Here is a 24633-nt window from a genome sequence, read left to right as displayed (position 1 = left end):
TAAGAGACAGCTCCGGACGCGCTTCCCGCCGCCGCGATCACCGACAGGCGTCGCGCCAGCGCCCATTCCGGCGCGCAGGCCTCCTCGCACAGCGCCCGCATCTCCGCGATGGACGGGCGCCATTTCTGCGTGCGGCGCCAGGTCCGCGCCGCCGCGTCGACCGCCCAGGCCGGGAACTCGCCGAGATCCTCCGCCCAGTCGAGCGCGACCAGATGCTCCACCTCCGGCGCGGTTCCCTTGGCCGGGTAGTGGCTGAGCAGGGCCAGGACGCGGGCCAGCAGATGGTCCGGCGAGGCAGGCGCCAGGATCGAGCCGGTCAGCTCGTCGAGCGCCCGCCGCGCCATCAGCGCCTGCTGGGCGGTCACCCCGTCGGGCGGCGTCCAATCCTCCGTCACCCCGTCGAATCCGCGGTCGCCGAAGCGCGGGCGGCGCTCCAGCCGTCCGGCGCTGAGGACGTCGCGGAGGGGGCCCGGCAAGGCTGAAACCAGGGCGGCGCGGCGCTCGGCCGCGGGGGCGGAGGGGTCGAAGGCCGGCGGTGGACGGGTCGGCAAGGGTGTCACGACCGAGGGGCTTGGCCTCCCGGGCGGGGCGGAACGCGGCTCTGCGGCCATGGTGTGTTCTTACCTCCAGACGGGCTTGTGGGCTTGCGGGCCATGGTCTTGAGCGGCGTTGAGCTTTGCCGCCGCGGCCATCCAGGCACCGAGCTTCTGTTCGGGAACGGGAACGTTCGATGCCGGCCTTGCGGGGGTGGCGGGACCCGTCAGCCGGAGCATCGGCGCCTTGCCGGCGGCGGCATCCTGGGTCAGCCACGCTTTCCAGGCAGCGCCGGTGTCGCGGTAGCGGTAGCCGTGGGCTTGGCAGCGCAGGCGGAATCCTTCGGCGTGGCGGTCAAGATCCACCCCGGCGAAGCGCCGTTCGGCCCAGGCGCGATCCCCGGCGTCCGGGGTCCAGCCGTTCGGCACGGTCTGCGCAGGCCCGCGCGAGGTGTGCGAGTCCGGAGTCTGTTCGGATTCCGGCTGTTTCTGTCGCACCGGTGCACAGAGGGAGTCGGCGGGAGCGACATCCTTGGCCGGCGGCTGAACAGGGGGCATTGTGACGGAAATCGCGGTTCGGCCGTCGGCCGCGCCGGCCGTTGGAATCGCGCCGTCGCCGGGGACCAGCCGCAGCCGGTACAGGCAGGACAGCCGTCCGCCCGAAGCGGAGCGGCGGGACTCCCGCGCGATCACCCCGGATTCGGCGAGATGGCCGAGGATTCGGTTCACCGTGCTGCGGCTGCGCTTCAGCGCGGTGGCGAGAGTCGCCTGGGACGGCCAGCATTCGCCGCGGGCGTTGGCGTAGGTCGCCAGCGCCGCCAGCACGGCCAGACCGTCGGCATCGATGGCGGGGTGGCCGAGCCACCAAGCCGGAATCCGGCCCCACCGCCCGTTGTCCGCGGGCGGGCCGGAGTCCGGCGTGTCGTCCAATGGTGTGTCGTCGCGGGGTGTCATGATGCGGTCTCCGCAAGGCAATCGGGACCGGCTCCGCACGGACTGCGGGCCGGTGGCTTTGCGGATCAGGATTCCCAGTGGCACGCGGCTCTTCAAACCGCGGGCTGCCGCTCCATAGCCGGGCATGGAGCGGTAACCCGCGCCGTTGAAGCCCTGGCCCGCGCTCCTGGAGCCATTGCCCGCCGCTATGGAGCGACAGCCCGCGCTTCATCGCCGAATCGGAATCCTGGAGCGGCAACCCGCGCCCCTGGAGCGATAGCCCGCGCCCTTGGAGCCGGGCGCATGGAGCCACAGGCCGCGGCTGGAACGCCGGAGCATGGAGCAACAGCCCGCGGTTCGGCGGATGATCCTCCGCCCTCCATGAAGCGATAGCCCGCGGGTATGGAGCGATAGCCCGCACCCTGCCCTAATCACCCGCACCCGGTGGTAGGCTGATGGCGAGCACGGGATGGAGCTTTTGCTCGCGCTTCGCCGGTCCGACCCATGGAGTTCCGACTCGCGGGGAGACTCGCGGTCATGGAGCGATAGCCCGCGCCTTGGTCCGCACCTGCCCCTCGTCGGTGTGGAGCGATTCGCACCGGGGGACGGAGTCGCCGACAGAGTCGAAAGATGTCAACGCCATGCCGGAAAAGCGCGGGCTGTTGCTCCATACCCGCGGGCTATCGCTCCATGGGCGCGGGCAAAGGCTCCATACCGAAGGAGGTCGCCCGTCACGAAGCGGTTGTCAGCGCGCGCCCGCCGCCGCATGGTCATAGCCGGGCAAGGAGGGATTGGATGAGCAAGATCGCGACACCCGGCGCGCTGCAACTGGTTCTGTTCGAGCTGGAGGACCGCTCCCAGTCGCACCTGATCGCGCTGTACGATCTGGCGCCGCGCTATGTCTTCGCCTCGCGCGACGGCGGACGGTCCGCGGAGACCGCCCCCGCGAAGGGCAATTTCGTCGCGTCGATCAAGCGCGAGTTCACCTATCACGGCAGCACCTTCCACCTGACCATCCAGCCCGCTCGTCTGACCAAGATGGTCAACCGCGACATGGTCAACCGCGACGACGGGACCGCCCAGGGCGACAGCCAGACTGAGATCGAATACGAGGTCTTCCCCGCCGAACGCGAGCAGGTGGTGGAGCATGTGGTGCGCCGCCTCGCCATGGACCGCTCGCGCCTGTCGCTGGGCGGCGAGAACCGCGACAAGGTCCAGATGCGCTTCACCCTCTACGAGATCCAGCGCGAGCTGAAGGCGGTCGGCCACACCCTGTCGATCCGCGACATCCGCGAATCGCTGACCATCCTGGCGCGCTCGCGCATCATCATCGGCAAGCCGGCGGAGGGGGTGAAGAAGGGCCGCGGGGCCAACCTGCTGGAATCCACGGCCTTCCCGGTGCTGGCCATCCGCTCCCGACCCGACCTGATCGGCGACGAGGGGGGCGACGAGGAAACCCACCTGCAGTTCAACCCGCTGGTCTCCTCGGCCATCCGGAACCTGGAGTTCAAGCCGGTCAGCTACCAATGGCTGATGCGGCTGAAAAGCCCGGTCTCCCGTTGGCTCTACAACCGTCTGAGCGCCGAGTACGACTATTCGGGGGCGGAGGCGCCGGGTGATCTGGGCGCCAGGGCGATGACCCTGTCGGCGGACGAGATCATCAAGAACAGCGGCATGAATGTGTGGAGCCGCCGCCGCGACACGCTGCGCGCGGTGACCTCGGCGGTGGACGCCTTGGTCGAGGAAGGCATCCTGACCAGCGCGGAGAAGCTCTACGACAAAGTGGGCGCCCGCATCGAGGGGATCACCTACGTGATGTTGCCCAGCGCCAAATTCCTCGCCCAGGTGCGCAAGGCGCAGGCGGTGGAGAGCGCCAACGTGGCGGCCATGCGGGCGATCACCGGCGACGACCGCCGGCCCACCGATTTCGTGCCGGTCACTCCCGCCGCGACGGTGGAGACCCGCGCGCGCCGCGCCAAGCGGCTGACCGAGGAGCCGCCGCGTCTGCCAATGGCCGAGGCCGGCTGACGAGAGCCCCCGCGGCCGGGTTCAATCCCGGTCGGCGGCGGCGTTCAGTGAGTCGCGCAAGCTCAGGAGGGCGTCGCGCAGACCGGCGAGGTCGGGCAGCGGACAGTTCGCCGCCGCCGCGATGTGCTCCGGCAGCGCCGTCGCCCGGTCCCGTAGCGCGGTGCCTTGCGGAGTCAGGTGGATGCGCACCAGACGCTCGTCCGCCGGGTCGCGCCCGCGGGTGACCAGCCCCTGCCCTTCCAGCCGTTTCAGCAGCGGGGTCAGCGTGCCGCTGTCGAGCAGCAGCCGTTCCCCCAGCGCCTTCATGGTCTGGCCGTCCTGTTCCCAGAGGAGGAGCATGACCAGATACTGCGGGTAGGTCAGCTCCAGCGCCTCCAGCAGCGGGCGGTACACCCGCGTCATCGCCAGATTCGCCGAATAGAGGGCGAAGCAGGCTTGGTTGGCCAGAAGCAGCGGGTTGTCGTTCTCGGTGCTCATCGTTCGGGAGTTCCCAGCCAGGGACGCGTCGCGGGCTTGTTGCGCGCGACCCCATAGCGCATGGGGATATGGCACGCAACACGCCCGCGAGCATGAAACCCTGTTATGTGCCCGGTGACGCGCCCTTTAAGCGATGGCCGTGTTCACCGTGATGTTGCCCTTGGTCGCGTGACTGTAAGGGCAGACCTTGTGGGCGCGGGCCACCAGATCCTCGGCCGCCGCCTTGTCCAGGCCGGGCAGCGACACGGTGAGGTCCACCGCGATGCCGAAGCCCTCGCCGTCGTCGCGCGGGCCGATGCCGACCTGAGCGGTCACCGTCACGTCCGCGGGAACGGTGATCTTGTCGCGGTTGCTGACGAACTTCATGGCGCCGAGGAAGCAGGCCGAATAGCCGGCGGCGAACAGCTGCTCGGGGTTGGTGGCGCCGCCCTTGCCGCCCAGCTCCTTCGGGGCGGCCAGCGCCACCGACAGCAGGCCGTCGTCGGTCTCCGCCTTGCCGTCACGCCCGCCGGTGGCCGTCGCCTTGGTCGTGTAGAGAATCTTCATTGCGTGCACTCCTTCGAACAGATGGATCGTTTCGATCGGGGAAGCGGGTTGCCGCTTGTTGTCGAGAAGGACTATCACGCAAAATTGAATTGCGCGCAATATGATTGACTATGCGCAATTGAATTGTGCGCAATGCATCGTCGGAATGGCGTCGCGGCACGCGCTTCGCAAGGCGGCGCGGATCAGGGAGCGCGCCGGTAGGTCCAGATGAAGCTGCCGTTGTGGCCGCACCAGTAGCCGCTGGCGGCGCGGTTGGGCTCCAGGTCGGGGATGATGACCTCGCCGTCCTCCTCGGCGACCAAGATCAGGCCGCCGCCCTCCGCGTCGGGGGTGCCGACCGTCAGCCGTCCCTGGTCGTCCAGCCGCCCGATGCCGGAAAAGTCGCACACCCAGCGTCCCGCCGTGGGTTCGGCGCCGCTGACGCTGACGGCGATGGTCCCGTTGCGCAGGGCGATGGCGGCGATACCCATGAACCCCTCATGGTCGAAGCGGCCGACATAGCGACCGACGGGCGACGGCGGTGTGACCGGATCGGTGCGGAAGGACAGGACCACCACCCGCCCGTCATAAGCGCGGCGCAGGCAGGCCGCGTCGGCGCCGCAGGAGTCGCGCTCGCGCAGCCACGCCCGCTGGTCGGCCTTCACGGCGGCACCGGCGGTGCCCTCCTCCGGGCTGGCGCCCGACAGCCGCTCCAGGGCGGCGCGGTAGGTCGCGGCCAGCCGCTCGTCCAGAGCGGAGAGCGCCGGATCGGCGCAGATGGCCTTTTCCGTCGGGGTGGCGGCCTTGGAGCAGGGAAAGCCCGCCGCTGCGGCGGTGGCGGTCGGCAGCGCCAGGAGAGCAAGGGCGAGCAGCGCTGGGCGAAGCATGCGGGTTCCCCTTCGACGGAATCCCCTTCCTTCGAGGGGCGGGTCTCGACTCTGCCGCGGCGGTGGAGTGCGGTCAACCCGTCCTCGGCGATCATCCAGTCCGGTGCGTTCCTGTCAGGCCGCGAAGGCAGGAAATCCGCGCTTCGCAGCGCTGCGGAAGTCTCCACTGTCACAGCGCTGCGATGAAGTCTTTTAACAGCGCTGCGAAGACTTGTGTTCTTGAGTGATGATGCTCCCTTTTATTCTTGGTTGTGCGCTGCATCATAGTAATGGAAGCCATGCGTTATCGGCGCGTCGTCTTTCGGGGTGGTGGTGTCAATATATCCAGGCAGGCAGCACCGCCCCTCCGCCGGCATCGCGCAGGCCCCTTCCACGGCCAGCCGCCGACCCCGGCGCCCGAGCGGCACCGCCAGAGACATTCCCATCGAACCGCGGCCCTTGATGCCGCCATGAGGACAGCCATGAACGCCGACAACTTTGCGAACCCCCTGTCGTCCACGGAACTGCGCAACATCCGCCGCCAGGCGGAAGCCCTGCGGGCCGCCTACCTGCGCAGCCTGTTCCGCCGTCTGGCCGCGGCCTTCAGCCGTCCGGGCGCTGCGACCAACGGCGGTCTGACCGCCGCCCGCTGAGGCGCACCCGACACCACAGGTCCCATGCACGCGGCCGGACTGTCCGGCCGCGACTTTTTCGCCCTCATATATCCAATTTTAGCAAGATTCGTTAAGATTTTGCCGTGTATCATTTTCTAATGATACCCGAAATGGTGATTTGAGACGGGCGCAAAAATGCAGGTTGTAATCGTCGATGACGATCCTTCCACGTTGTTCATCACCAGCGCGGTCATCCGGCGGATCGACGACGCGGAGCCCGTCGGCATGGGCAGTCCGCTGGAGGCTCTGGATTGGCTGGCCGCCAACACGCCCGACCTGATCCTGATCGACCATGTCATGCCGGACCTCGACGGCATGGACGTGCTGGAGCGCATCCGCGCCCAGCGGCATCTCGCTGACGTTCCGGTGGTGATGATCACCGCCGACACGTCGGTGAAGCTGCGGGTGGCCGCCCTTGAAAGCGGCTGCACCGATTTCCTGACCAAACCCATCATCGTGCCGGAGCTGCTCGCCCGTGCGCAGAACCTTCTGCGCCTGCGGCTGGGCCAGCGGATGATGCGCGATCAGGCCGCCGTCCTGCGCAGCCGGGTGGAGGAGGCGACTGCCCAGCTCCGCCAGCAGGCGCAGGAGCTGGTGGCCCGCCTCGCCCGTGCCGCCGAGTACCGCGATCCGGAAACCGGCCTGCACATCGAACGGATGGCCAGCTACTCGCGCGTCATCGCCGAAAGCCTCGGGCTCGACCCGAATGACTGCGCCCGGCTGGCCGAGGCCGCGCCGATGCACGACATCGGCAAGATCGGCATTCCCGACGCCATCCTGCTGAAGCCCGGCCGGCTGACCGGCAGCGAAATGCGGGTGATGCGCGAGCATCCGGCGATCGGCCACGCCGTTCTCCAGGGCAGCGAGCATCCGCTCATCTGCGAGGCCGCGGAGATCGCGCTCGGCCATCACGAGAAGTACGACGGCACCGGCTATCCCAAGGGCCTGCGGGGGGAAGAGATTCCGCTGGCCTGTCGCATCGTCGCCATCGCCGACGTGTTCGACGCGCTGACCACCGCCCGCCCTTACAAGACGCCCTGGCTGCTCGATACCGCGAAGGCCTACATCGTCGAGCACAGCGGCACCCATTTCGACCCGGCCTGCGTCGACGCCTTCCTGCGCGCCTGGACGTCCATCCTTGCCATCCACGACGCCCATCCCGACCCGGATTTCACCGGGACGGACGGCGCCGCGTTCCGCTAGACGGGAGGGCGCGATGCCGGATACCCCCGTTTCCCTTCCCCTGCCCGAGCACGGCCACCGCGCCTATGCGTTCCGGTCCAGAGCGCTGGTCTCCGGGGTGTGGATGGCCACGCTCCTGCTGACCGCGGCAGCCTGGACCGCGGCTCTCTACCTGGCGGAGCGCGACCAGCGCGACGCGCTCCAGCGGGCCGAGCGCGACACCGGTAACCTGGCGCACATCATCGCGGAACAGACCACACGGGCCATCGCCGGGACCGACCGCATCCTGTCCTTCATCGGCTATGATCTGTACCGGCTGGGCAGCCAGAGCCCGCTGCTGCGCGACGTGATGCGGAATGCGACGCTGGATTCGGACCTGCTGCTCCAGCTCGCCTACGCGGATGGCAAAGGCGACCTGATCCAGACCAGCGTGGATAACGCCCCGGCCCGGGTGAATCTGGCCGACCGCGAGCATTTCCGCGTGCACAAGGAGAGTACGGTCGACGGGCTGTTCATCAGCCGGCCGGTCTTCGGGCGGGCGTCGGGCAAATGGTCGATCCAGCTCAGCCGCAAGGTCGACGCCCCGGACGGTGGGTTCGGCGGGATAATCGTCGCCTCGCTCGACCCCTTCTATTTCGGGCGCACCTTCGACAATCTGGATGTCGGCCATGACGGAGTCATCTCCATCATCGGCCGCGACGGCATCCTGCGCGCGCGCAGCGTCATGGACGACCGCATCATCGGATTGGCCCTCGGCATGTCGCCAATCCTCCGGCAGGCGCAGGAGAAAACGCAAGGCTTCCTGCGTTCGGTCAGTCCCGTCGACGGGGTGGCCCGCCTGACCAGCTTCCGCAGCCTTCCGCACTACCCGCTGATCGTCAGCGCGGGCTTCGGCGAGGCGGAGTTCATGGCCGAAACCTGGGCGCGGCAGCGCGCCTACTCCGTCGGGGCCAGCCTGACCACCGCCCTGCTGTTCGTCCTGGCCGCGTTGGTGACGTGGCAGAGCCGCGCCCAGGAGCGATCCCATGCCACGCTGGACGAGGCGGCTCGGCATCTGCGCGCCAGCAAGACGAAGCTGCGCGACATCGCGGAGACGGCGTCCGACTGGTTCTGGGAGATGGACGCCGATCTGTGCTTTGCCGGCGTGTCCGGCGCCTACGCCGGCTCGATCCGCGATCCGGAGCTGTACCGCGGTCGGCGCTGCGAGGACATCGCCCAGCGCGAAGCCGGCGACGGCGTCCATTGGGAGGAACACCGCCGCACCCTGGAGGACCGGCAGCCCTTCCGCGATTTCGAATTCGCGGTCCGCGGACCGGACGGCGACACCCGCATCTGGTCGCTCAGCGGCAAGCCCGTCTTCGACGACCAGGGCGCCTTCGCCGGTTACCGCGGCTCCGGCTCCGACGTGACGGAACGGCGGCGGGCGGAACGGTCGCTGAGCGACAGCGAGCGGCGCTACCGCGCCATGTTCGCCGCGGTCGGCCAGCCCATCGTCGTCACCGACCAGAATGCCGTGATCACCGGCTTCAACCCGGCGGCGGAGGCCCTCTTCGGCTTCCGGGAGGCGGAGATGATCGGGCGGAACGTCACGGCCCTGATGCCGGGCGGGCACGCCGGCAGCCATGACCGCCTGTTCCGGGATTACCAGTCCAGCGGCCGCGGCAGCCCGAGCGGCATGATCCGCGAGGTGCCGGTCCGGCGCGCCGACGGCACGCTGGTGCCAACCGAGATCGCCCTGTCGAGCTGGCGCGGCGGCGGGCGGGAGCATTTCATCGGCGTCTTCCACGACCTGTCCAAGGCCAAGCAGATCGAGGCCGACCTGCGCCGCGCCCGCGACAGCGCCGAACACGCCAACCGGATGAAGAGCGAGTTTCTGGCGACCATCAGCCACGAGATCCGCACGCCGATGAACGGCGTCCTGGGCACGCTGACCCTGCTGGACGACGATGGGCTGAAACCGGAGGAGCGGCGTCTGGCCGGCGTCGCCCGCCGTTCGGCGGAAAGCCTGCTGCGGCTGCTCGACGACATCCTGGACTTCTCAAAGCTGGAGGCCGGGCGGATCGCCATCGAGGAGGAGACCTGCGCGCCCGCCGACCTCGCGGAGGCGGTGATGGCGGTGTTCAATCCGTCGGCGACGGACAAGGGGCTGACCCTGTCCTGCCACATGCTGCCTGGCGTGCCGGAGGCGGTGGTCACCGATCCGGCCCGCCTGCGGCAGATCCTGTTCAATCTGGTCGGCAACGCGGTGAAGTTCACCGGTACCGGCCATGTGGCCGTGCGCGCCCGCCGCGGCGCCGACCTGCCGGACGGGCGCTTCCTCCTGCAGTTCGAGGTGGAGGACAGCGGCATCGGCATCGCCGCCGAGTCCATCCCGTCGCTGTTCGACCGCTTCACCCAGGCCGACAGTTCCATCACCCGCCGCTACGGCGGCACCGGTCTGGGGCTGGCGATCTGCAAGGAACTGTGCGGGCTGCTCGGCGGGACGATTTCCGTCTCCAGCGTGCCGGGCAAGGGAAGCCTGTTCCAATTCTCGGTCGCCTGCGCGCTGGGCGATCCGGCGGCGCTGTGCCACGCCGCGGAGGCACCGCCGGCCGCCCCCCTGCCCCCTTTGCGGGTCCTGGCGGTGGACGACAACGCGGTGAACCGCGACATCGTGCGCGGGTTGCTGGTGCGCGGCGGGCACAGCGTTGTCACCGCCGTGGATGGGGACGAGGCGGTGCGCAGCGTGGAACGGGCGGAGGAGCCCTTCGACGTGGTTCTTATGGACATCCAGATGCCGGGAATGGACGGGCTGACCGCCACTCGCCTGATCCGCGCCTTGCCGGCGCCGCGCAACGGGGTGCCGGTGATCGCGCTGACCGCCCACGCCTCGGGCAGTTCGCTTCCGGAATGCATGGCGTCGGGCATGAACGGGTTCGTGCCGAAGCCCTTGCGTCCGGCGGCGCTCGACGCGGCGATCCGCGCGGTCATCGACAGTGCGGCTGGCAAGGCGGTTGACGAGCCGGTTGACGAGGCGGTTCAGGAAAGCGCTCCGGTGGCGGAGTTGCTGGACCGAGAACAGGTGGACAGCGTGGCCGAGGCACTCGGTCCGGAGTTCTGGTCCGAGGCGTTGGAGGGCTTTTCCCGCACCGCGCGGGAGCAGGTGGCGCAGATCAGCGCCGCCCTGGCCGCCGGTGACGAGCACCGCCGCGCCGCCCACACGCTCAAGGGGCTGTCCTGGAACATGGGGGCGAAGCGGCTGGGCGACCTTGCGCTGGCGCTGGAAAGAGCCCCGCCCGACGAGGCCCTGGCCCTGGCCGGAAGCCTGGAAGGCGTGCTGAAGGACAGCATCAAGGCATTGTCCGGACCCTTGTGAGAGTAAGGGCAGTGCCTCGGTCCTGTCCCGGTCTCGTCAGGAGGCAGGCATCTCGCCGGTCACCCAATAGTCCACGCGCTGCTTGTTGTTGGCGATGTAGGTGTCGATCGCCTTCTCATAGGAGGTGGCGTCGGCCTCCAGCATGATCTTCTCCAGATCCTCCAGCGGCAGGTACATCCGGGTCAGGAACTCGGCGACCTTGGGGTGATCCTGGTAGAAGCTCTTGCGGGCCATGACGTGGACGCGCTCCAGCCCGCCCAGAGAGCCCTTCGGGTCCTCCAGATAGCGCAGCTTCCACTTGGCGAACATCCAGTGGGGGCTCCAGGCGGTGACGGCGATCCAGTCCTCGCGCCGATCGGCGCGACCGAGCGCGGCGGTCATCGCGGCGCCGCTGGCCGAAACCAGCTCGTAGTCGTTGAGGCCGTAGTCCTTCAGCGCCTTCTCCGACGCCTGCATCAGGCCCGAACCGGGGTCGATGCCCTGGATCTTGCCCTTCAGCTTCTCGCGGATTTCCGGCTTGGCGAGGTCGGCGATGGTCTTCACCTGATCCTCCGGCACATAGTCCGGCACGGCCCAGCCCAGGCGGGCGCGGGTGTAGAGCATGCCCAGCGGCACGATGTCCTTGCCCACCTTGTCCAGATAGGAGGCGTGGGTGGTCGGCAGCCAGGACATCATCATGAAGTCGAGGTCGCCCTTGGCGAGCCCCTGATACTGCAGGCCGATGTCGGCAAGCACCAGCTCGACCGGCTGATCCAGCCGTTCCTGGATGAGGCGCTGGGCGAGCTTGGTCACCGCCTCGGCGTCGGACCAGGCGGTCCAGCCGATGCGGACCGGCTTCTTGTCCTCGGCAGCGAGGCTCGCGGAGGACAGGGCGGTGCTGCCGATCATGGCGGCGACGCCGAGGGCCATCATCTTCAGAAACGTGCGTCTCATGCAAAAAATCCTTTGTTTTGTATGGTTTTGGGGATGGCGGTTCATCCCGCTTCCGTGACTCCGTGCGTAGGAGACAGGTGCGCGTCGTCCCTCGGCTGCGCCGCGCGGCGGCGGCTCAGCAGGGAGCGCAAAGCGGACCGGGGGGAGCGTCCCCCCGCGTCCGGGGTTCCGAAACTCTGGGTGATGCGGTCGAGCAGGATCGCCAGGATCACCACCGCCAGCCCGCCCTCGACGCCGAGGCCGATGTCCAGCCGCTGGATGCCGCGCAGCACCTCGTTGCCGACGCCGCCCGCCCCGATCATCGAGGCGATGACGACCATCGACAGCGACAGCATGATGGTCTGGTTGATGCCCGCCATGATCGACGGCAGCGCGGTCGGCATCTGCACCTTGAAGAGGAGCTGGCGCGGCGTGCAGCCGAAGGCGAGGCCGGCCTCGACCAGCTCGTGCGGGACCTGCCGGATGCCCAGGCTGGTCAGGCGGACGACCGGCGGCATGGCGAAGATGATCGTCGCGATGATCCCCGGCACCCGGCCCAGACCGAACAGCATGGCCGCCGGGATCAGATAGACGAAGGCCGGCATGGTCTGCATCAGGTCGAGCGCCGGACGCACCACCGTTTCCACCCGGTCGTTGCGCGCGGCGACGATGCCCAGCGGAACGCCGATGGTCAGGGCGATGGCGGTCGCCGTCAGCACCAGGGCCAGCGTGTCCACCGTCTGGTGCCACATGCCCAGCCCGGCGACGACCAGCAGCGAGGCCGCGGCGAACAGCGCGAAGCGCCAGCCATTCCGCCACAGACCGATCAGCACCACGATGGCGGCCAGCCCCACGCCGGGCAGCGAGGTCAGGGCGGCCTGGACGCCGTCGGCGACCGCGCCGACCACGAGGTCGATGCCGTCGAACAGCCATTGCGCGTGGTCCAGCAGGAACATCACGGCGGTGTCGGCCCAATCGCCGATGGGTAGTTTGAACTCCATGGTCAGCGCGTCCGTCCAAGAGTTTCCAGATAGGCGGTCTTGGAGATCGCCCCGACATAGGCGCCCTGCCCGTCCACCACCGGCAGCGGGCACGGGGCCGACGCGATGCGCGGCAGCACCTCGTCCATCGGCAGGTCGACGGGAAGCGGCTCGATGCCCGGAAGCAGCGCCTCGTCCAGCGTGGCGGAGCCGTTGTGCCGCTCGATGGCGGTGACCAGCGCCTCCACCGACACCACACCGTGGAAGCGGCGGCGGCCGTCCTGGACATAGCCGAACTCGCGGTCGCGCTCGCGCAACTGGCGGACTGCGGCGCGCGGGCCTTCGCCGGTGTGGCGGATCAGCGTCACCTGATCGCGCCGGGCGATGTCGCCCGCGGTCAGGATCTTGGTGACGTCGATGTTGCGGAAGAAGGAGCGGACGTAGTCGTTGGCCGGCTGCTTGAGGATCTCGTCCGGGCGCCCGACCTGGATGATCTGGCCGCCTTCCATGATGGCCAGCCGGTCGCCGATGCGGATCGCTTCGTCCAGATCGTGGCTGATGAAGACGATGGTGCGCTGCCGCTCGGCCTGAAGGCGCAGCAGCTCGTCCTGCATCTCCGTCCGGATCAACGGGTCGAGGGCCGAGAAGGCTTCGTCCATCAGCAGGACGGACGGCTCGTTGGCGAGCGCGCGGGCCAGGCCGACGCGCTGCTGCATGCCGCCCGACAGCTCCCGTGGGAAGCTCTCCGCGTAGGCGCCGAGGCCGACCGCGTCCAGCGCCTGCTGCGCCTTGTCGCGCCGCGCCTTCAGGCTTTCCCCGGCAATCTCCAGCCCGAAGGCGGCGTTCTCCCACACCCGCAGGTGCGGCAGCAGGGCGAAGGACTGGAACACCATGCCCAGGTCGCGCCGCCGCAGCTCGGTCAGCTCGGCGCGCGACAGCTTGGTGATGTCGCGCCCGTCGATCCGAATCTCGCCCGCGGTCGGGTCGATCAGCCGGTTGAGCATCCGGACCAGCGTCGATTTGCCGGAGCCCGACAGGCCCATGATGACGAAGATTTCACCGGCCTCGACCTCGAAACTGGCGTCGAGGACGCCGACGGTCTGGCCGGTTCTTTTAAAGATCTCTTCTTTGGAAAGACCCGCCTTCAGCAGGTCGAGCGCCTGACGTGGGTGGCGCCCGAAAATCCGGGTGACGCCGTTTACGGCAATTTTCGCGGTCATCCGCTGATGCCTCCGCTCTTGGCAAAATGCGTGTGGTTCCGGACCCCGAAAGGGACCGGTCCGTCGTGCAGCCTTCATTGGAAGCAGGGGGAAGCAGGGGCGTGCCGGGGTGGAGAGGCACGCAAGGCAAGGACTTTCGTCCGCACGCCAGCAATTTTGACAGCCGCGTCGCGACCGCCTCCCGCCAACCACAGGGAAAGTAAAGCGACATGAGAAAACGCAAAAACAGCGAAGACTCATGAAATTGAAGGCTATATGAACAAGAAAACAGATTTATCTATGCATGCATACCGATGTCACCTCTGAAACAGACTGGGGTTGTAGGGAAATGCGCACACGGAATGGCGCTCCTGAAGCGCGTTCAAGAGGTCAATTCCTGGCCGCCACTCACAAGAGGCTAACAAACTTTAGGAGAGATTTGAAGCCTTTTTATGTCTCGGTTGGATATGGCACCGGACCAATGTCGTTCAAGCGTGAAATTGAAGGCTTATTGTCCTAGTTCTGCGCCGCGGTTCCTTCCTTTTTCGCCGCTCTGGGATGCGCCTTGCGGCGACCGGCGTGTTGTGGCGACGGACCGGTTGCGGCACCATGTCCTTGCATGTCTTCCGTTTCCGGTCAGCAAGGGGCCTTGATGAGCAACCCGTTCTTCGAAACCTGGACCACGCCCTTCGGCCTGCCGCCCTTCGACCGCATCCAGGCCGAGCATTTTCCGCCCGCCTTCGACCATGGCATGGCGGAGAACATCGCGGAGATCGCGGCGATCACCGGAAACCCCGACGCCCCGACCTTCGCCAACACCATCGAGGCGATGGAGCGCAGCGGGCGCTTCCTGAACCGGGTCGGCGGCGTGTTCTGGAACCTGAACTCCAGCAACACCACCGACGCGCTGGAGACCATCGCCCGCGATTACGCGCCGAAATTCGCCCAGCATTCCATGCGCATCGCGCTGGACCCGGCGCTGTTCGCCCGCGTCGCCGAGCTGTATGAGCGGCGCGCGACGCTGGACCTCGCCCCCGACCAGTTGCGCCTGCTGGAGCGCCAGCATCTGGGATTCGTGCGCAGCGGCGCGCTGCTGCCGCCGGACGCCAAGGCGCGGATGACCGCGATCACCGAGCGGCTGGCGACCCTGCACACGCTGTTCGGCCAGAACGTGCTGCACGACGAGAAGGACTGGCAACTCGTGCTGGAGGAGAGCGACCTCGCCGGCCTGCCCGACTTCGCTCGCAACGCCGCCGCCCAGGCCGCCAAGGAGCGCGGGCAGGAGGGCAAGTACGTCATCACGCTGGCCCGCTCCTTGGTGGAGCCGTTCCTGACCTTCTCGGCCCGCCGCGACCTGCGTCAGGTGGCCTACGAGGCCTGGATCCGCCGCGGCGAGCATGAGGGCGAGCACGACAACCGCCCGCTGATCCGCGAGATCGTCGCGCTGCGCACCGAGCAGGCGAAGCTGATGGGCTATGCCAGCTACGCCGACTTCAAGCTGGACGACAGCATGGCGAAGGACACCTCCGCCGTCGAGCGGCTGCTGCTGCAGGTCTGGGGTCCGGCCAAGGAGAAGGCCGCCGCCGAGCGCGCAGAGCTTCAGGACTGCGCCCGCGCGGAGGGCATGAACGAGCCGATCGCCCCCTGGGACTGGCGCTACTACGCGGAGAAGGTCCGGCAGGCCAAGTACGACATCGACGAAGCGGAGGTGAAGCCCTACTTCGTGCTGGAGAACATGGTGCGCGCGGCCTTCGACACCGCCGGGCGCCTGTTTGGGCTGACCTTCACCGAGCGGCCCGACCTGCCGGTCTACCATCCCGACGTCCGCGTCTACGAGGTGACGGAAAAGGACGGGCGGCATGTCGGCCTCTTCCTGCACGACAATTTTGCCCGCTCCGCCAAGCGGTCCGGCGCCTGGATGAGCAGCTACCGCGACCAGGAGACTTTTGACGGGGCGGTGTCGCCGATCATCGTCAACAACAACAACTTCTCGAAGGGCGAACCGACGCTCCTCAGCTTCGACGACGCCGAGACGCTGTTCCACGAGTTCGGCCATTTCCTGCATGGCTGTCTCAGCAACGTGCGCTACCCGAGCCAGTCCGGCACCTCGGTCCGCCGCGACTTCGTGGAACTGCCCTCGCAAATCTACGAGCACTGGCTGGCGGTTCCGGAAACGCTGTCCACCTACGCCCGCCATCACCAGACCGGGGAGCCGATCCCGCAGGATCTGCTGCGCCGCCTGCTCGCCGCCCGCAACTTCAACCAGGGCTTCGGCACGGTAGAATACACCGCGGCAGCGCTGCTCGATCTGGAGTTCCATACCCGGAGCGACGCCGCCGACACGGATGTCGCCGCCTTCGAGCGGTCGGTGCTGGACAAGATCGGCATGCCGGCGGAAATCGCCGTGCGCCATCGCCCGACCCATTTCCAGCATCTGTTCGCCGGCAGCGGCTACGCCGCGGGCTATTACGCCTATCTGTGGGCTGAGGTGCTGGACGCCGACGGGTTCGAGGCGTTCCTGGAAACCGGCAACCCCTTCGACCCGGACCTTGCGGCGAAGCTGAAGACGATCTATTCGTCGGGCGACACCCGCGACCCGATGGAGCTGTACACCGCCTTCCGCGGACGCGAGCCGCGCATTGAGGCACTCCTCAAGCACCGGGGCCTGACCCAGTCGCTTGGGGACGCCTGACGCACCGCCCATCGGCGCCGCAGACACGCACACGAGGACAAGGGACGGGGGATGGGCCGGACGCCCTCCCCCGTCCCGCGAGGATTCTTATGGCTGTTTCTCTTCTCGACCCCGCCCGCTACCGCCGCATGCCCTGGAAGAACGGCGGCGGCACGACCACCGAAATTGCCCTCCAGGAGCTGCCCGGCGCCGCCGGCCGCTTCCTGTGGCGGGTCAGCATCGCCGACGTGGCGGAGGCCGGCCCCTTCTCCGCCTTCACCGGCTACGAGCGGTTGATCGCCGTGGTCGAGGGGGCCGGCATGCGGCTGACCGTGGACGGCGTCCCGGCGACCGTGACCAACCGCACCGCCCCCTTCCGCTTCTCCGGCGACGCAGCGGTGGATTGCGCCCTGCTGGACGGGCCGATCCGCGACTTCAACCTGATCTTCGACCGCGAGCGGGCCGACGCCCGGCTCGACATCCTGCCGGCCGACAAAGCCGCGGACATCCCGGCCGGCGGCGTGGCGCTGGTCCATGCGCTGGCCGGCGAGGTGATCCTGCGCACCGGCGACAGCGTGGCGCGCGTGTCGCCGGGCTGGACCGCCCGTCTGGACGACACCGCCGCCACGCTGGAGACCGGGCCGGGGGCCTGCGCCGTCCTCGCCCGCGTCGCGGCGCGCGGCTAAAGGAACCCGCGTGAGGAGTTAGGTTGAGGGGTTACGGCACCTTCCGGCAGGTCATCTCCGGAGCGCCGTAGCCCCAGGTCACCCGCGCTTCGCCCTGATGCTCCCAAAAGCTCTCGTTGCGGCCCTGGTAGCGGGCGCCGGACGCCGCTGGCTGTCCGACCATCAGCGATACGGCGTCGCCGCGCTCGGCGATCATCGTCGGTGGGTCGGTCTCAAAGAAGGTGGCGGTCAGCTCGTTGCCCGCCTGGCCGTCGCAGGCGAAGCGGACCGGGCCGATGGCGGGCACCAGCCGGTATCTGGCCTGAAGCTCGGCGATGCGCAGGCGGTACTGCTCCCCGACGCAGGCGCGGCGGTCGTCGGCCTTCCAGCAGTCGTTCCGGCCCTTGATCCAGCCGTGCTGCTCCGCCTTCAGCACCGGAGGGTGTTCGTTCGCCGCCTTGCCCGTGGCTTCGCCATAGACGCCGGCCAGCTTGCGGTCGAGCGCCGACAGGCCGGCGTCGGTGCAGACCATCTGTTCGATGCTGCCCTTCTCCACCGTGGCGCAGGGGAAGGAGGGGCCGGCGGATTCTGCGGCGAGGGCGGTGCCTCCCCATGCGACCGTCGCCACAAGAGCGATCCGCAGGGCGTTGCGATGCGCACGCATAGGGCTTCCCCGTGCAATCTTCCGACCCGGTCAGAATGCCGCGTTCTACGTCCCGGGAAAAGACATCCCCTCTCCCCTCTGGGGCGAGGGTCAATTGGGCAGTTGCCGCTCAGCCGCGCGGCAGGTAGCCGAGCTGGTGCGAGATCGCGTCCGCCGTCTCCACCACCTTGGTCCGCAGATGGTCGAGCGTGGCGGGCTGGTCCATCACGGCGCTGGGGCCGGAGAGGTTGATGGCGGCGATGACCTCACCCCGGTGGTCGCGGATGGCCGCCGCAATGGCGACGATCCCCGACACAAAAGAGGAGCGGTTCATCGTCCAGCCGCGCTTGCGGTCCTCCGCCACCTCCTGGATGAGCGAGGTCAGCGTGACCGCCGTGGTGTCGCTGTAGCGGTCCAGCCGCACGCCGGTGTAGAGCTGCGCGACGGCCTCGTCGGTGAGGCCGCTCAGCAGCATCCGCCCCATCGCGGTGGCGTGGGCCGGCAGGCGGTAGCCGACCGCGATGTTGCTGGACAGCGTCATGTGCGAGTGCGCGCGGTAGACGTAGACGATCTCCGTCCCGTCGCGCACCGCCATGTGGGCCGAGATCTGCGTGCTGTCGCGCAGCCCGTCGATGTAGGGGATCGCCACCTCGATCCCGTCCAGCCCCGACAGGTAATGATAGCCGAGCTGCATCGACCGCGGCGCGAGGCGGTAGGACTTGCCGTCCCCCACCCGCCCGATGTAGCCGAGATGCTCCAGCGTGAAGACCAGCCGGTAGGCCGAGGCCCGCCCGATCCCCAGCGCCTTGGCGATGTCGGTCAGGGACAGGGTCCGGCGCTGCGGCGTGAACAGCTCCAGGATGGCCAGCCCGCGCTGCAGCGCCGGGGCGATGTAGGTGTTCGGATCGGTCTCGCTCATGTGTCCCGACGCAACCCCTCGATGGCGCGCTGGTAGGCGGCCAGGATGGCGTCCTCCCGGACGTGGCGGCCCTCGCGTACCACGGTCCGCCCCGCGGCGACCACGTCGCGCACGGCGTGCCCGTCGCTGGCGAAGACATAGGCGTCCAGGAGGCTGTCGTCGGTCCGAGAAAGCAGTTTCGGGTTGTCGGCGTCAAGCACGACGAGGTCGGCGGGCTGGCCCACCTGAATCCCGCCGCCGGCCACTGGCTGGCCCAATGCCTGCGCGCTGCCGGCCACCGCCGCCCGGTAGAGGCCGCCGCCGATGGACGGGCAATCCCCGATGCGCAGCACGTTGCGCCGCCGCTGCACCAGCCGCTGGCCGTATTCCAGAAGCCGCAGTTCCTCCGCCGCGGACACGCTGATGTGGCTGTCCGACCCGACGCCGAACCGCCCGCCCTGCGCCAGGAAGGGGATGGCGGGGAACAGCCCGTCTCCCAGATTGGCCTCGGTCGTCAGGCAGAGACCGGCCACCGCGCCACTTGCCGCCATGCCATCCACCTCGGCCGGGGTCACGTGCGTGGCGTGGACGAGGCACCAGCGCGGCCCGACCGGGGCGTTCTCCAGAAGCCATTCCACCGGGCGCTTGCCGCTCCAGGCGACGCAGTCGTCCACCTCCGCCGTCTGCTCGGCGATGTGGATGTGGATGGGCGCGCCGGGGTCGAGCGCGTCGAGGCCGGCCAGCGCGTCGCGCATCTCCTCCGGCGTCACCGCGCGCAGCGAATGCAGGGCGAGACCGGTGCGGCGGCCCGCCCGCTCCGTGCCCATCGCCTTCTGCATGGCGGAGACGATGGACAGCAGCCCGTCCACGTCGTTGATGAAGCGCTTCTGCCCGTCAGACGGTGGCTTGCCGCCGAAGCCGCTGTGGGCGTAGAGCACCGGCAGATGGGTCAGGCCGATCCCGGCCGTGTCGGCGGCGGCCAGGATGCGGCGCGACATCTCCGCCCGGTCGGCGTAGGGGCGCCCGTCGGCACTGTGGTGGAGGTAGTGGAACTCCGCCACCGCCGTGTAGCCCTGCTTCGCCATCTCCATGTAGAGCAGCGCCGCGACGGCCTCCGCCGCCTCCGGCGTCATCCGGCGGACGAAGCCGTACATGGCGTCGCGCCACGTCCAGAAGCTGTCCTCCGACGCGCCGGCGTATTCGGTCAGCCCGGCCATGGCGCGCTGGAAGGCGTGGCTGTGCAGGTTGGGCATGCCGGGGATCACCGGCCCAGCGGCCTGGGGCAGGCCCTCTGCGGAGGCGTCCCGTTCCACCGCCGTCAGCGTGCCCCGCGCGTCGAAGCGCAGCGCCACGTTCGAGGCCCAGCCGTCGGGCAGCAGCGCCCGTTCGCAGAACAGTCCGTTCATGCCGTCCCCCATCACGCTGTCCATCGCCGCCTCCATCACGCCCGCTCCTCAGCCCATTCGGCCATCGCCCCGATGAAGCGCCGGAGATGCGGACGAATCCGCGCGGCGCGCGCCTCGTCGAAGGCGAAGGGCGCATCCTCCTCCATGTAGGTCACCTGCGCCATCTCGAGCTGCACGGCGTGCCAGCCCTCGGACGGGCGCCCGAAATGGCGGGTGATGTGGCCGCCCTTGAAGCGCCCGTTGAGGACATGGGTAAAGCCGTCAGCTCCGGCATCCGCGCCGACCGCGACCAGCCGGTCGCTCAGCACGGGATCGGCGCTGCGCCCGTCGTTGGTCCCGATGTTCAGGTCGGGCAGCCGCCCCTCGAACAGCCGCGGCACGACGGAGCGAATGGAATGGGCGTCGAACAGCACCGCCCGCCCGAATTGGTCGCGCAGCCGGGTCATCTCCGCGGTGATGGCGTCGTGGTAGGGCGCCCAGTAGCGGGTGACCCGTTCGGCCACCTCCGCCGCGTCCGGTTCGGCGCCCGGCTGGTACAGCGGCGCCCCGTCGAACAGGGTGGTCGGGCACAGGCCCGTGGTGGCGCCGCTGTAGAGCGGCGTGTCGTTGCTGGGGCGGTTCAGGTCGACGACGTAGCGCGAGAAGCGCGCCTGGATCACCCCGACTCCGAGATCCTCCAGGAAGTCGTAGAGTCGCGGCAGGTGCCAGTCCGTGTCGGGCAGGCCCTGCGCCTCCGGCACCAGCCGGCCGATGAATCCGTCCGGCAGCGCCGTGCCGACATGGGGCAGGCTGATCAGCACCGGACGGCGCGCGGCGCGAAACCCGAAAACGTCCATTTCCTCTCTCCCGTGCGACAAGTGTTTTGTCAGCAAAACTTTCTGCGTCCCTGTTCGGCCGCCCCCGGCTTCCGCGTCGTTCGCGGTACTTGGCCGCAACACCAGCGTTGCCATAGGGTGTCCGACATGCTCCAGTATGACAAACGGCGTTGACGCGACCGTTTTCCCTGGGCAACATATGTTTTATAGGCAAAACACGGCGCTGCCAAGCCGCTCGCTGCGCAAGGGGGTTCCCCGGCGTCCGAAACTGGCAACGCAGGCGCAACGAACAGGGAAATTCCGACCCATGAAGTCCTTTGGTAAGTTTCTCGCCGCCGCCTCCTTCGCCGCCGCCGCGGTCGTCACCGTGGTCGGCGCCGGGTCCGTCCCGGCGCGCGCCGAGGACGCGGTGATCGCCTCGATCAAGCAGAACGGCACCTTCCGCGTCGGCGTGGACGCCACCTTCGCGCCCTTCGAATTCTCGCAGGACGGCAAGAAGACCGGCTTCGACATCGAGCTGGTCGAGGCCATCGCCAAGGAGCTGGGCGCCACCAAGGGCGTCGAGTGGGTGGACATCGACTTCAAGGGCCTGATCCCCGGCCTGATGGCCAACCGCTTCGACATGATCGCCTCGGCCATGTACATCACCGAGGAGCGCCGCAAGGTGGTCGCCTTCTCCGACACCTACTATCCGGGCGGCCTCGTCATCATGGTCAAGGCGAACAACACCGCCGTGAAGGGCCCGGCCGACCTTGAAGGCAAGACCGCCGCCGTGCAGATCGGCACCAAGTCGGTCGTCCATCTGAAGGAGCATTTCCCGAAGACGAAGATCGTCGAGGTCGAGACCAACGCCGAGATGTTCGGGCAGGTCGAGACCGGACGCACCGACGTCGCGGTGACCGGCAAGCCCGCCGCCAAGCTCTACGCCCAGACGCATCCGACCGTGAAGGTGCTGGACGACCAGCTCACCACCGAGGATTACGGCTTCGCCATGCGCAAGGAGAACACCGAGCTGGTGACCAAGGTGAACGCCGCCATCACCAAGCTGAAGGCCGACGGCACCTACCAGAAGCTCATCGACAAGTGGTTCGAAGCCAAGAAGTGATCGATATCCTTGTGAACGGAGGACCCCTCCCGTGACGCTCGACTTCGCCCCCGTCTGGGGAGGGTTGCCGGAGCTGCTGAAGGGCACCGTGGTCACCATCGAGGTGACCGCGGCGGCCTTCCTGCTCAGCGCCGTGCTTGGCCTGCTCGTCGGCATCATCCGCCTCAACCCGGCGCGGCGCGTGCTGTACGGCATCGCGTCGGCCTATGTCGCCTTCATCCGCGGCACGCCGCTGCTGGTGCAGCTCTTCCTGCTGTTCTTCGGCCTGCCGCAGTTCGGAATCCTGCTGCCGGCGTGGCTGTGCGGCGTGATCGGGCTCGGCATCTACAGCGGCTCCTACGTGTCGGAGGTGGTGCGCGGCGCCATCCAGTCGATCGACCGCGGCCAGATGGAAGCCGCCCGCTCGCTCGGCATGTCCTACCGCGAGGCGATGTGGGAGGTGGTTCTGCCCCAGGCCTTCCGCCGCATGCTGCCGCCGCTGGGCAACGAGACCATCGCGCTGATCAAGAATTCGGCGCTGGTGTCGCTGCTGACCATCGACGACGTGATGCGCGAGGGGCAGCGGATCATCTCCACCAGCTTCCGCGCGCTGGAGGTCTACATCGCGGTGGCGCTGATCTATTTCGTGCTGACCAACGCGGCCACCTGGATCCTGCGCCAGATCGAAAAGCGCATGACCGTGGAAAGAGGGTAAGCCGGTGATCGAGATCCGCAACGTCTACAAGAGCTTCGGCAGCACCGAGGTGCTGAAGGACGTCAGCCTGACCGTGCCGCCGTCGCGCACCACCGTGGTCATCGGCCCGTCCGGTTCGGGCAAGAGCACGCTGCTGCGCTGCTGCAACTGCCTGGAGATCGCCGACCGCGGCGAGATCCGCATCAACCACCGCACCATCATCGCCGACGGCAAGCCGCTGCCCGACAAGGAGCTGAACGCGCTGCGCGCCGAGACGGGCATGGTCTTCCAGTCCTTCAACCTGTTTCCGCACATGACCACGGTGGAGAACGTCATGCGCGCCCCCGTCGTGGTGCGCGGCATGGCCAAGGCCGAGGCGCGGGAGCTGGCCATGGGGCTGCTGCGCAAGGTCGGGTTGGGCGACAAGGCCGACGTCTATCCGTCCACCCTGTCGGGCGGGCAGAAGCAGCGCGCCGCCATCGCCCGCGCGCTCGCCATGAAGCCCAAGGTGATGTTGTTCGACGAGCCGACCTCCGCGCTCGACCCCGAGCTGGTCGGCGAGGTGCTCCAGGTTATGAAGACGCTGGCCGAGGAAGGCATGACCATGATGGTGGTGACCCACGAGATGGGCTTCGCCCGCGAGGTCGCCGACACCGTGGTCGTCATGGCCGACGGGCGCATCGTCGAGTCCGGTTCGCCGGAGCAGATCTTCACCAACCCGGTGCAGGAGCGCACCCGCGGCTTCCTGCGCGCGCTGGTGGACGGCCATCTCGCCGGCGCCCGTCCGCAGCCGGCGGCCGACGACCCGCTGGACACCCTGCCCGGCAACCACTGACGCCCCGTCCATCTTGCCCCACACCCAACGGGCGCCCGCCTCGCCGCTCATGGTGCTGGCCGCGCTGATCCTCGGCGTCTGCGTCATCCAGGTCGCCAACGGCATCCTGCAAATCCTGCTGCCGCTCCGCCTCGCCGAGGCGGCGGCACCGCCGCTGGTCGTCGGGGCGGTGGCATCGGCCTATTCGGTCGGCTTCGTGCTGGGCTGCTGGGCGGCGCCCTGGATGATCCGCCGGGTGGGCGGGGTGTGGTCCTTCGCCGCCTTCGGCCTGCTCGCCGCCGCCGCCACGCTGCTGCTGAACCTGCTGCCCGACGCCCAGGCCTGGGTCGGGCTGCGGCTGCTGATGGGGGTGTCCTATGTCGGGATGCTCACCGTCGCGGAAAGCGGGCTGGCCACCCTGTCGCCGCCGGGATCGCGGGGCAGCGTCTTCTCCCTCTACATGATCGCCTGCAAGGTGGCGGTGATCGGCGGCCAGATGCTGCTCGCCAGCCCGGACCTCTCGGCGCTCTGGCTGACCGTGCTGGCGGCGGGCTGCTACGGCCTGTCGCTGGTGCCGGTGGCGGTGATCCGCCCGCCGGCCATCGCCGCGCCGAAGGGGCCGGCGCCCTCGCCCTGGCAGTATGTGCGGCGGGCGCCGGTGGCCTTCGCCGGCTGTCTGATGGTGGGCCTGTGCAACACCGCGGTCACCGGCATCGGCCCGGCCTGGCTCGCCGGGCTGGCCCTGCCCGCCGCCGGGGTCGCGCTGATCATGTCGGGCATCCAGGTCGGCAGCGTGGTGCTGCAATGGCCGATCGGCCGGCTGTCGGACCGCCACGATCGGCGGCTGGTGATCTTCGCGGTGTCCGCGGTGGCGATGGTCGCCGCCTTCCTGATCGCCGCCTTCGCCAACCCGCCCGGCGGGGCGGCGCCGCAGACCGTCCTGCTCGGCCTGTTCACCCTGTGGGGCAGCGCCGCCCTGTCGCTCTACGCGATCTGCGTGGCCCACGCCAACGACCATGTGACGGTGGAGGAGACGGTGCCGCTGGCCAGCGCGCTGCTGCTCGCCTGGGCGTTGGGGGCGGCGCTCGGGCCGCTGCTGGCGACGGCGGCCATGGAGTGGTTCGGGCATGACGCGCTGTTCGTCTATGTCGGGGTGGTGTCGGGCGGGCTGACCCTGTTCGCCGGCCTGCGCCGCCTCATCAGCGGCCCTTTCCGCCCCGAGCCGTGAAGCCGTAAAGGCCGTAATGCTTCTGTCTCTTATACACATCTCCGAGCCCAC

Annotated in this window: 22 protein-coding genes; 10 read left to right on the top strand and 12 right to left on the bottom strand. The window is 68.7% G+C overall.

Annotation, left to right across the window (positions count from 1 at the left end):
* Both Q4I23_RS14565 and Q4I23_RS14560 read right to left on the bottom strand, forming a co-directional pair.
* A partial coding sequence (locus Q4I23_RS14565; protein WP_498526680.1) for a hypothetical protein occupies window positions 1–476 on the bottom strand: 476 nt, incomplete at its 3' end.
* A gap of 144 nt (window positions 477–620) precedes the next feature.
* Complete coding sequence (locus Q4I23_RS14560) at window positions 621–1487, bottom strand: helix-turn-helix domain-containing protein (protein ID WP_498526679.1); 867 nt, start codon at window positions 1485–1487, stop codon at window positions 621–623.
* Window positions 1488–2261: 774 nt separating this feature from the next.
* Here Q4I23_RS14560 and Q4I23_RS14555 point away from each other — a divergent pair.
* Window positions 2262–3494, top strand: coding sequence for a plasmid replication protein (locus Q4I23_RS14555; RefSeq protein WP_498526678.1), 1233 nt, complete (start codon window positions 2262–2264; stop codon window positions 3492–3494).
* Between the two features lie 21 nt (window positions 3495–3515).
* On the opposite strand, the gene Q4I23_RS14550 is transcribed toward Q4I23_RS14555, so the two are convergent.
* The 3 genes from Q4I23_RS14550 to Q4I23_RS14540 all read right to left on the bottom strand — a co-directional run bounded on the left by Q4I23_RS14550 (window position 3516) and on the right by Q4I23_RS14540 (window position 5383).
* Window positions 3516–3971 carry a MarR family winged helix-turn-helix transcriptional regulator gene (locus tag Q4I23_RS14550; protein WP_498526677.1) on the bottom strand — a complete coding sequence of 152 codons (456 nt, stop codon included), beginning with the start codon at window positions 3969–3971 and terminating at the stop codon, window positions 3516–3518.
* A gap of 126 nt (window positions 3972–4097) precedes the next feature.
* Complete coding sequence (locus Q4I23_RS14545; RefSeq protein ID WP_498526676.1) at window positions 4098–4517, bottom strand: organic hydroperoxide resistance protein; 420 nt, start codon at window positions 4515–4517, stop codon at window positions 4098–4100.
* Between the two features lie 182 nt (window positions 4518–4699).
* A complete protein-coding gene (locus Q4I23_RS14540) occupies window positions 4700–5383 on the bottom strand; it encodes a lysozyme inhibitor LprI family protein (protein WP_498526675.1) in 684 nt (227 codons plus the stop codon).
* Between the two features lie 461 nt (window positions 5384–5844).
* Here Q4I23_RS14540 and Q4I23_RS14535 point away from each other — a divergent pair, with 461 nt between their 5' ends.
* The 3 genes from Q4I23_RS14535 (at window position 5845) to Q4I23_RS14525 (ending at window position 10573) form a co-directional block, all read left to right on the top strand.
* Window positions 5845–6015, top strand: coding sequence for an RSP_7527 family protein (locus tag Q4I23_RS14535; protein WP_237907406.1), 171 nt, complete (start codon window positions 5845–5847; stop codon window positions 6013–6015).
* A gap of 156 nt (window positions 6016–6171) precedes the next feature.
* Window positions 6172–7239 carry an HD domain-containing phosphohydrolase gene (locus Q4I23_RS14530; protein WP_498526674.1) on the top strand — a complete coding sequence of 356 codons (1068 nt, stop codon included), beginning with the start codon at window positions 6172–6174 and terminating at the stop codon, window positions 7237–7239.
* 13 nt (window positions 7240–7252) lie between these two features.
* The gene (locus tag Q4I23_RS14525) at window positions 7253–10573 is read left to right on the top strand and encodes a PAS domain S-box protein (protein WP_498526673.1); all 3321 of its coding nucleotides are present in this window, start codon (window positions 7253–7255) and stop codon (window positions 10571–10573) included.
* 36 nt (window positions 10574–10609) lie between these two features.
* Here the strand turns inward: Q4I23_RS14525 and Q4I23_RS14520 are convergent, their stop codons facing one another.
* Genes Q4I23_RS14520 through proV form a run of 3 tightly spaced genes read right to left on the bottom strand, consistent with a single transcriptional unit; the run spans window position 10610 to window position 13685 of the window.
* Entirely contained in the window at window positions 10610–11506 is an 897-nt protein-coding gene (locus tag Q4I23_RS14520; RefSeq protein WP_498526672.1) for a glycine betaine ABC transporter substrate-binding protein, read from the bottom strand.
* Between the two features lie 41 nt (window positions 11507–11547).
* Complete coding sequence (locus Q4I23_RS14515) at window positions 11548–12486, bottom strand: ABC transporter permease (protein ID WP_454016216.1); 939 nt, start codon at window positions 12484–12486, stop codon at window positions 11548–11550.
* Between the two features lie 2 nt (window positions 12487–12488).
* Window positions 12489–13685 carry a glycine betaine/L-proline ABC transporter ATP-binding protein ProV gene (gene proV / locus Q4I23_RS14510; protein ID WP_498526671.1) on the bottom strand — a complete coding sequence of 399 codons (1197 nt, stop codon included), beginning with the start codon at window positions 13683–13685 and terminating at the stop codon, window positions 12489–12491.
* 631 nt (window positions 13686–14316) lie between these two features.
* On the opposite strand from proV, the gene Q4I23_RS14505 reads away from it, so the two are divergent.
* A complete protein-coding gene (locus Q4I23_RS14505; RefSeq protein ID WP_498526670.1) occupies window positions 14317–16356 on the top strand; it encodes a M3 family metallopeptidase in 2040 nt (679 codons plus the stop codon).
* A gap of 89 nt (window positions 16357–16445) precedes the next feature.
* Window positions 16446–17021 (top strand): HutD/Ves family protein, encoded by a 576-nt coding sequence (locus Q4I23_RS14500; protein WP_454016218.1) that lies wholly within the window; start codon window positions 16446–16448, stop codon window positions 17019–17021.
* Window positions 17022–17052: 31 nt separating this feature from the next.
* Here Q4I23_RS14500 and Q4I23_RS14495 read toward each other — a convergent pair whose 3' ends face one another.
* The 4 genes from Q4I23_RS14495 to hutG form a co-directional block, all read right to left on the bottom strand.
* The gene (locus tag Q4I23_RS14495) at window positions 17053–17664 is read right to left on the bottom strand and encodes an MliC family protein (RefSeq protein WP_498526669.1); all 612 of its coding nucleotides are present in this window, start codon (window positions 17662–17664) and stop codon (window positions 17053–17055) included.
* A 109-nt stretch (window positions 17665–17773) separates the two neighbouring features.
* The gene (locus Q4I23_RS14490; protein WP_454016220.1) at window positions 17774–18562 is read right to left on the bottom strand and encodes an IclR family transcriptional regulator; all 789 of its coding nucleotides are present in this window, start codon (window positions 18560–18562) and stop codon (window positions 17774–17776) included.
* Window positions 18559–19983: a formimidoylglutamate deiminase gene (locus Q4I23_RS14485; RefSeq protein WP_498526668.1), complete on the bottom strand. Its 1425-nt coding sequence runs from the start codon at window positions 19981–19983 to the stop codon at window positions 18559–18561. The genes Q4I23_RS14490 and Q4I23_RS14485 overlap by 4 nt, the downstream gene beginning before the upstream one ends.
* Complete coding sequence (hutG, locus tag Q4I23_RS14480) at window positions 19983–20783, bottom strand: N-formylglutamate deformylase (RefSeq protein WP_498526667.1); 801 nt, start codon at window positions 20781–20783, stop codon at window positions 19983–19985. The genes Q4I23_RS14485 and hutG overlap by 1 nt, the downstream gene beginning before the upstream one ends.
* A gap of 286 nt (window positions 20784–21069) precedes the next feature.
* On the opposite strand from hutG, the gene Q4I23_RS14475 reads away from it, so the two are divergent.
* The 4 genes from Q4I23_RS14475 to Q4I23_RS14460 are packed head-to-tail and all read left to right on the top strand — an operon-like array spanning window position 21070 to window position 24582.
* Window positions 21070–21867 carry a glutamine ABC transporter substrate-binding protein gene (locus Q4I23_RS14475; protein WP_353861303.1) on the top strand — a complete coding sequence of 266 codons (798 nt, stop codon included), beginning with the start codon at window positions 21070–21072 and terminating at the stop codon, window positions 21865–21867.
* 31 nt (window positions 21868–21898) lie between these two features.
* Window positions 21899–22561, top strand: a complete 663-nt coding sequence (locus tag Q4I23_RS14470) for an amino acid ABC transporter permease (protein WP_035679436.1) — start codon at window positions 21899–21901, stop codon at window positions 22559–22561.
* Between the two features lie 4 nt (window positions 22562–22565).
* Window positions 22566–23375 carry an amino acid ABC transporter ATP-binding protein gene (locus tag Q4I23_RS14465; protein ID WP_498526666.1) on the top strand — a complete coding sequence of 270 codons (810 nt, stop codon included), beginning with the start codon at window positions 22566–22568 and terminating at the stop codon, window positions 23373–23375.
* A 13-nt stretch (window positions 23376–23388) separates the two neighbouring features.
* Complete coding sequence (locus tag Q4I23_RS14460; RefSeq protein WP_498526665.1) at window positions 23389–24582, top strand: MFS transporter; 1194 nt, start codon at window positions 23389–23391, stop codon at window positions 24580–24582.
* The last annotated feature ends 51 nt before the right edge of the window (window positions 24583–24633 follow it).

It is taken from the genome of Azospirillum sp. UFLA03-27 (genome assembly GCF_059803775.1).
The sequence above is the reverse complement of the archived record's forward strand: the minus strand, read 5'-3'. Positions and strand labels throughout refer to the sequence as shown.

Coding starts and splice junctions, on each gene's coding strand:
- Q4I23_RS14475 (WP_353861303.1), top strand. CDS start 21,070: ATGAAGTCCTTTGGTAAGTTTCTCGCCGCCGCCTCCTTCGCCGCCGCC.
- Q4I23_RS14525 (WP_498526673.1), top strand. CDS start 7,253: ATGCCGGATACCCCCGTTTCCCTTCCCCTGCCCGAGCACGGCCACCGC.
- hutG (WP_498526667.1), bottom strand. CDS start 20,783: ATGGACGTTTTCGGGTTTCGCGCCGCGCGCCGTCCGGTGCTGATCAGC.
- Q4I23_RS14495 (WP_498526669.1), bottom strand. CDS start 17,664: ATGCGTGCGCATCGCAACGCCCTGCGGATCGCTCTTGTGGCGACGGTC.
- Q4I23_RS14530 (WP_498526674.1), top strand. CDS start 6,172: ATGCAGGTTGTAATCGTCGATGACGATCCTTCCACGTTGTTCATCACC.
- Q4I23_RS14540 (WP_498526675.1), bottom strand. CDS start 5,383: ATGCTTCGCCCAGCGCTGCTCGCCCTTGCTCTCCTGGCGCTGCCGACC.
- Q4I23_RS14520 (WP_498526672.1), bottom strand. CDS start 11,506: ATGAGACGCACGTTTCTGAAGATGATGGCCCTCGGCGTCGCCGCCATG.
- Q4I23_RS14505 (WP_498526670.1), top strand. CDS start 14,317: ATGAGCAACCCGTTCTTCGAAACCTGGACCACGCCCTTCGGCCTGCCG.
- Q4I23_RS14550 (WP_498526677.1), bottom strand. CDS start 3,971: ATGAGCACCGAGAACGACAACCCGCTGCTTCTGGCCAACCAAGCCTGC.
- Q4I23_RS14490 (WP_454016220.1), bottom strand. CDS start 18,562: ATGAGCGAGACCGATCCGAACACCTACATCGCCCCGGCGCTGCAGCGC.
- Q4I23_RS14545 (WP_498526676.1), bottom strand. CDS start 4,517: ATGAAGATTCTCTACACGACCAAGGCGACGGCCACCGGCGGGCGTGAC.
- proV (WP_498526671.1), bottom strand. CDS start 13,685: ATGACCGCGAAAATTGCCGTAAACGGCGTCACCCGGATTTTCGGGCGC.
- Q4I23_RS14535 (WP_237907406.1), top strand. CDS start 5,845: ATGAACGCCGACAACTTTGCGAACCCCCTGTCGTCCACGGAACTGCGC.
- Q4I23_RS14485 (WP_498526668.1), bottom strand. CDS start 19,983: ATGGAGGCGGCGATGGACAGCGTGATGGGGGACGGCATGAACGGACTG.
- Q4I23_RS14555 (WP_498526678.1), top strand. CDS start 2,262: ATGAGCAAGATCGCGACACCCGGCGCGCTGCAACTGGTTCTGTTCGAG.
- Q4I23_RS14500 (WP_454016218.1), top strand. CDS start 16,446: ATGGCTGTTTCTCTTCTCGACCCCGCCCGCTACCGCCGCATGCCCTGG.
- Q4I23_RS14515 (WP_454016216.1), bottom strand. CDS start 12,486: ATGGAGTTCAAACTACCCATCGGCGATTGGGCCGACACCGCCGTGATG.
- Q4I23_RS14560 (WP_498526679.1), bottom strand. CDS start 1,487: ATGACACCCCGCGACGACACACCATTGGACGACACGCCGGACTCCGGC.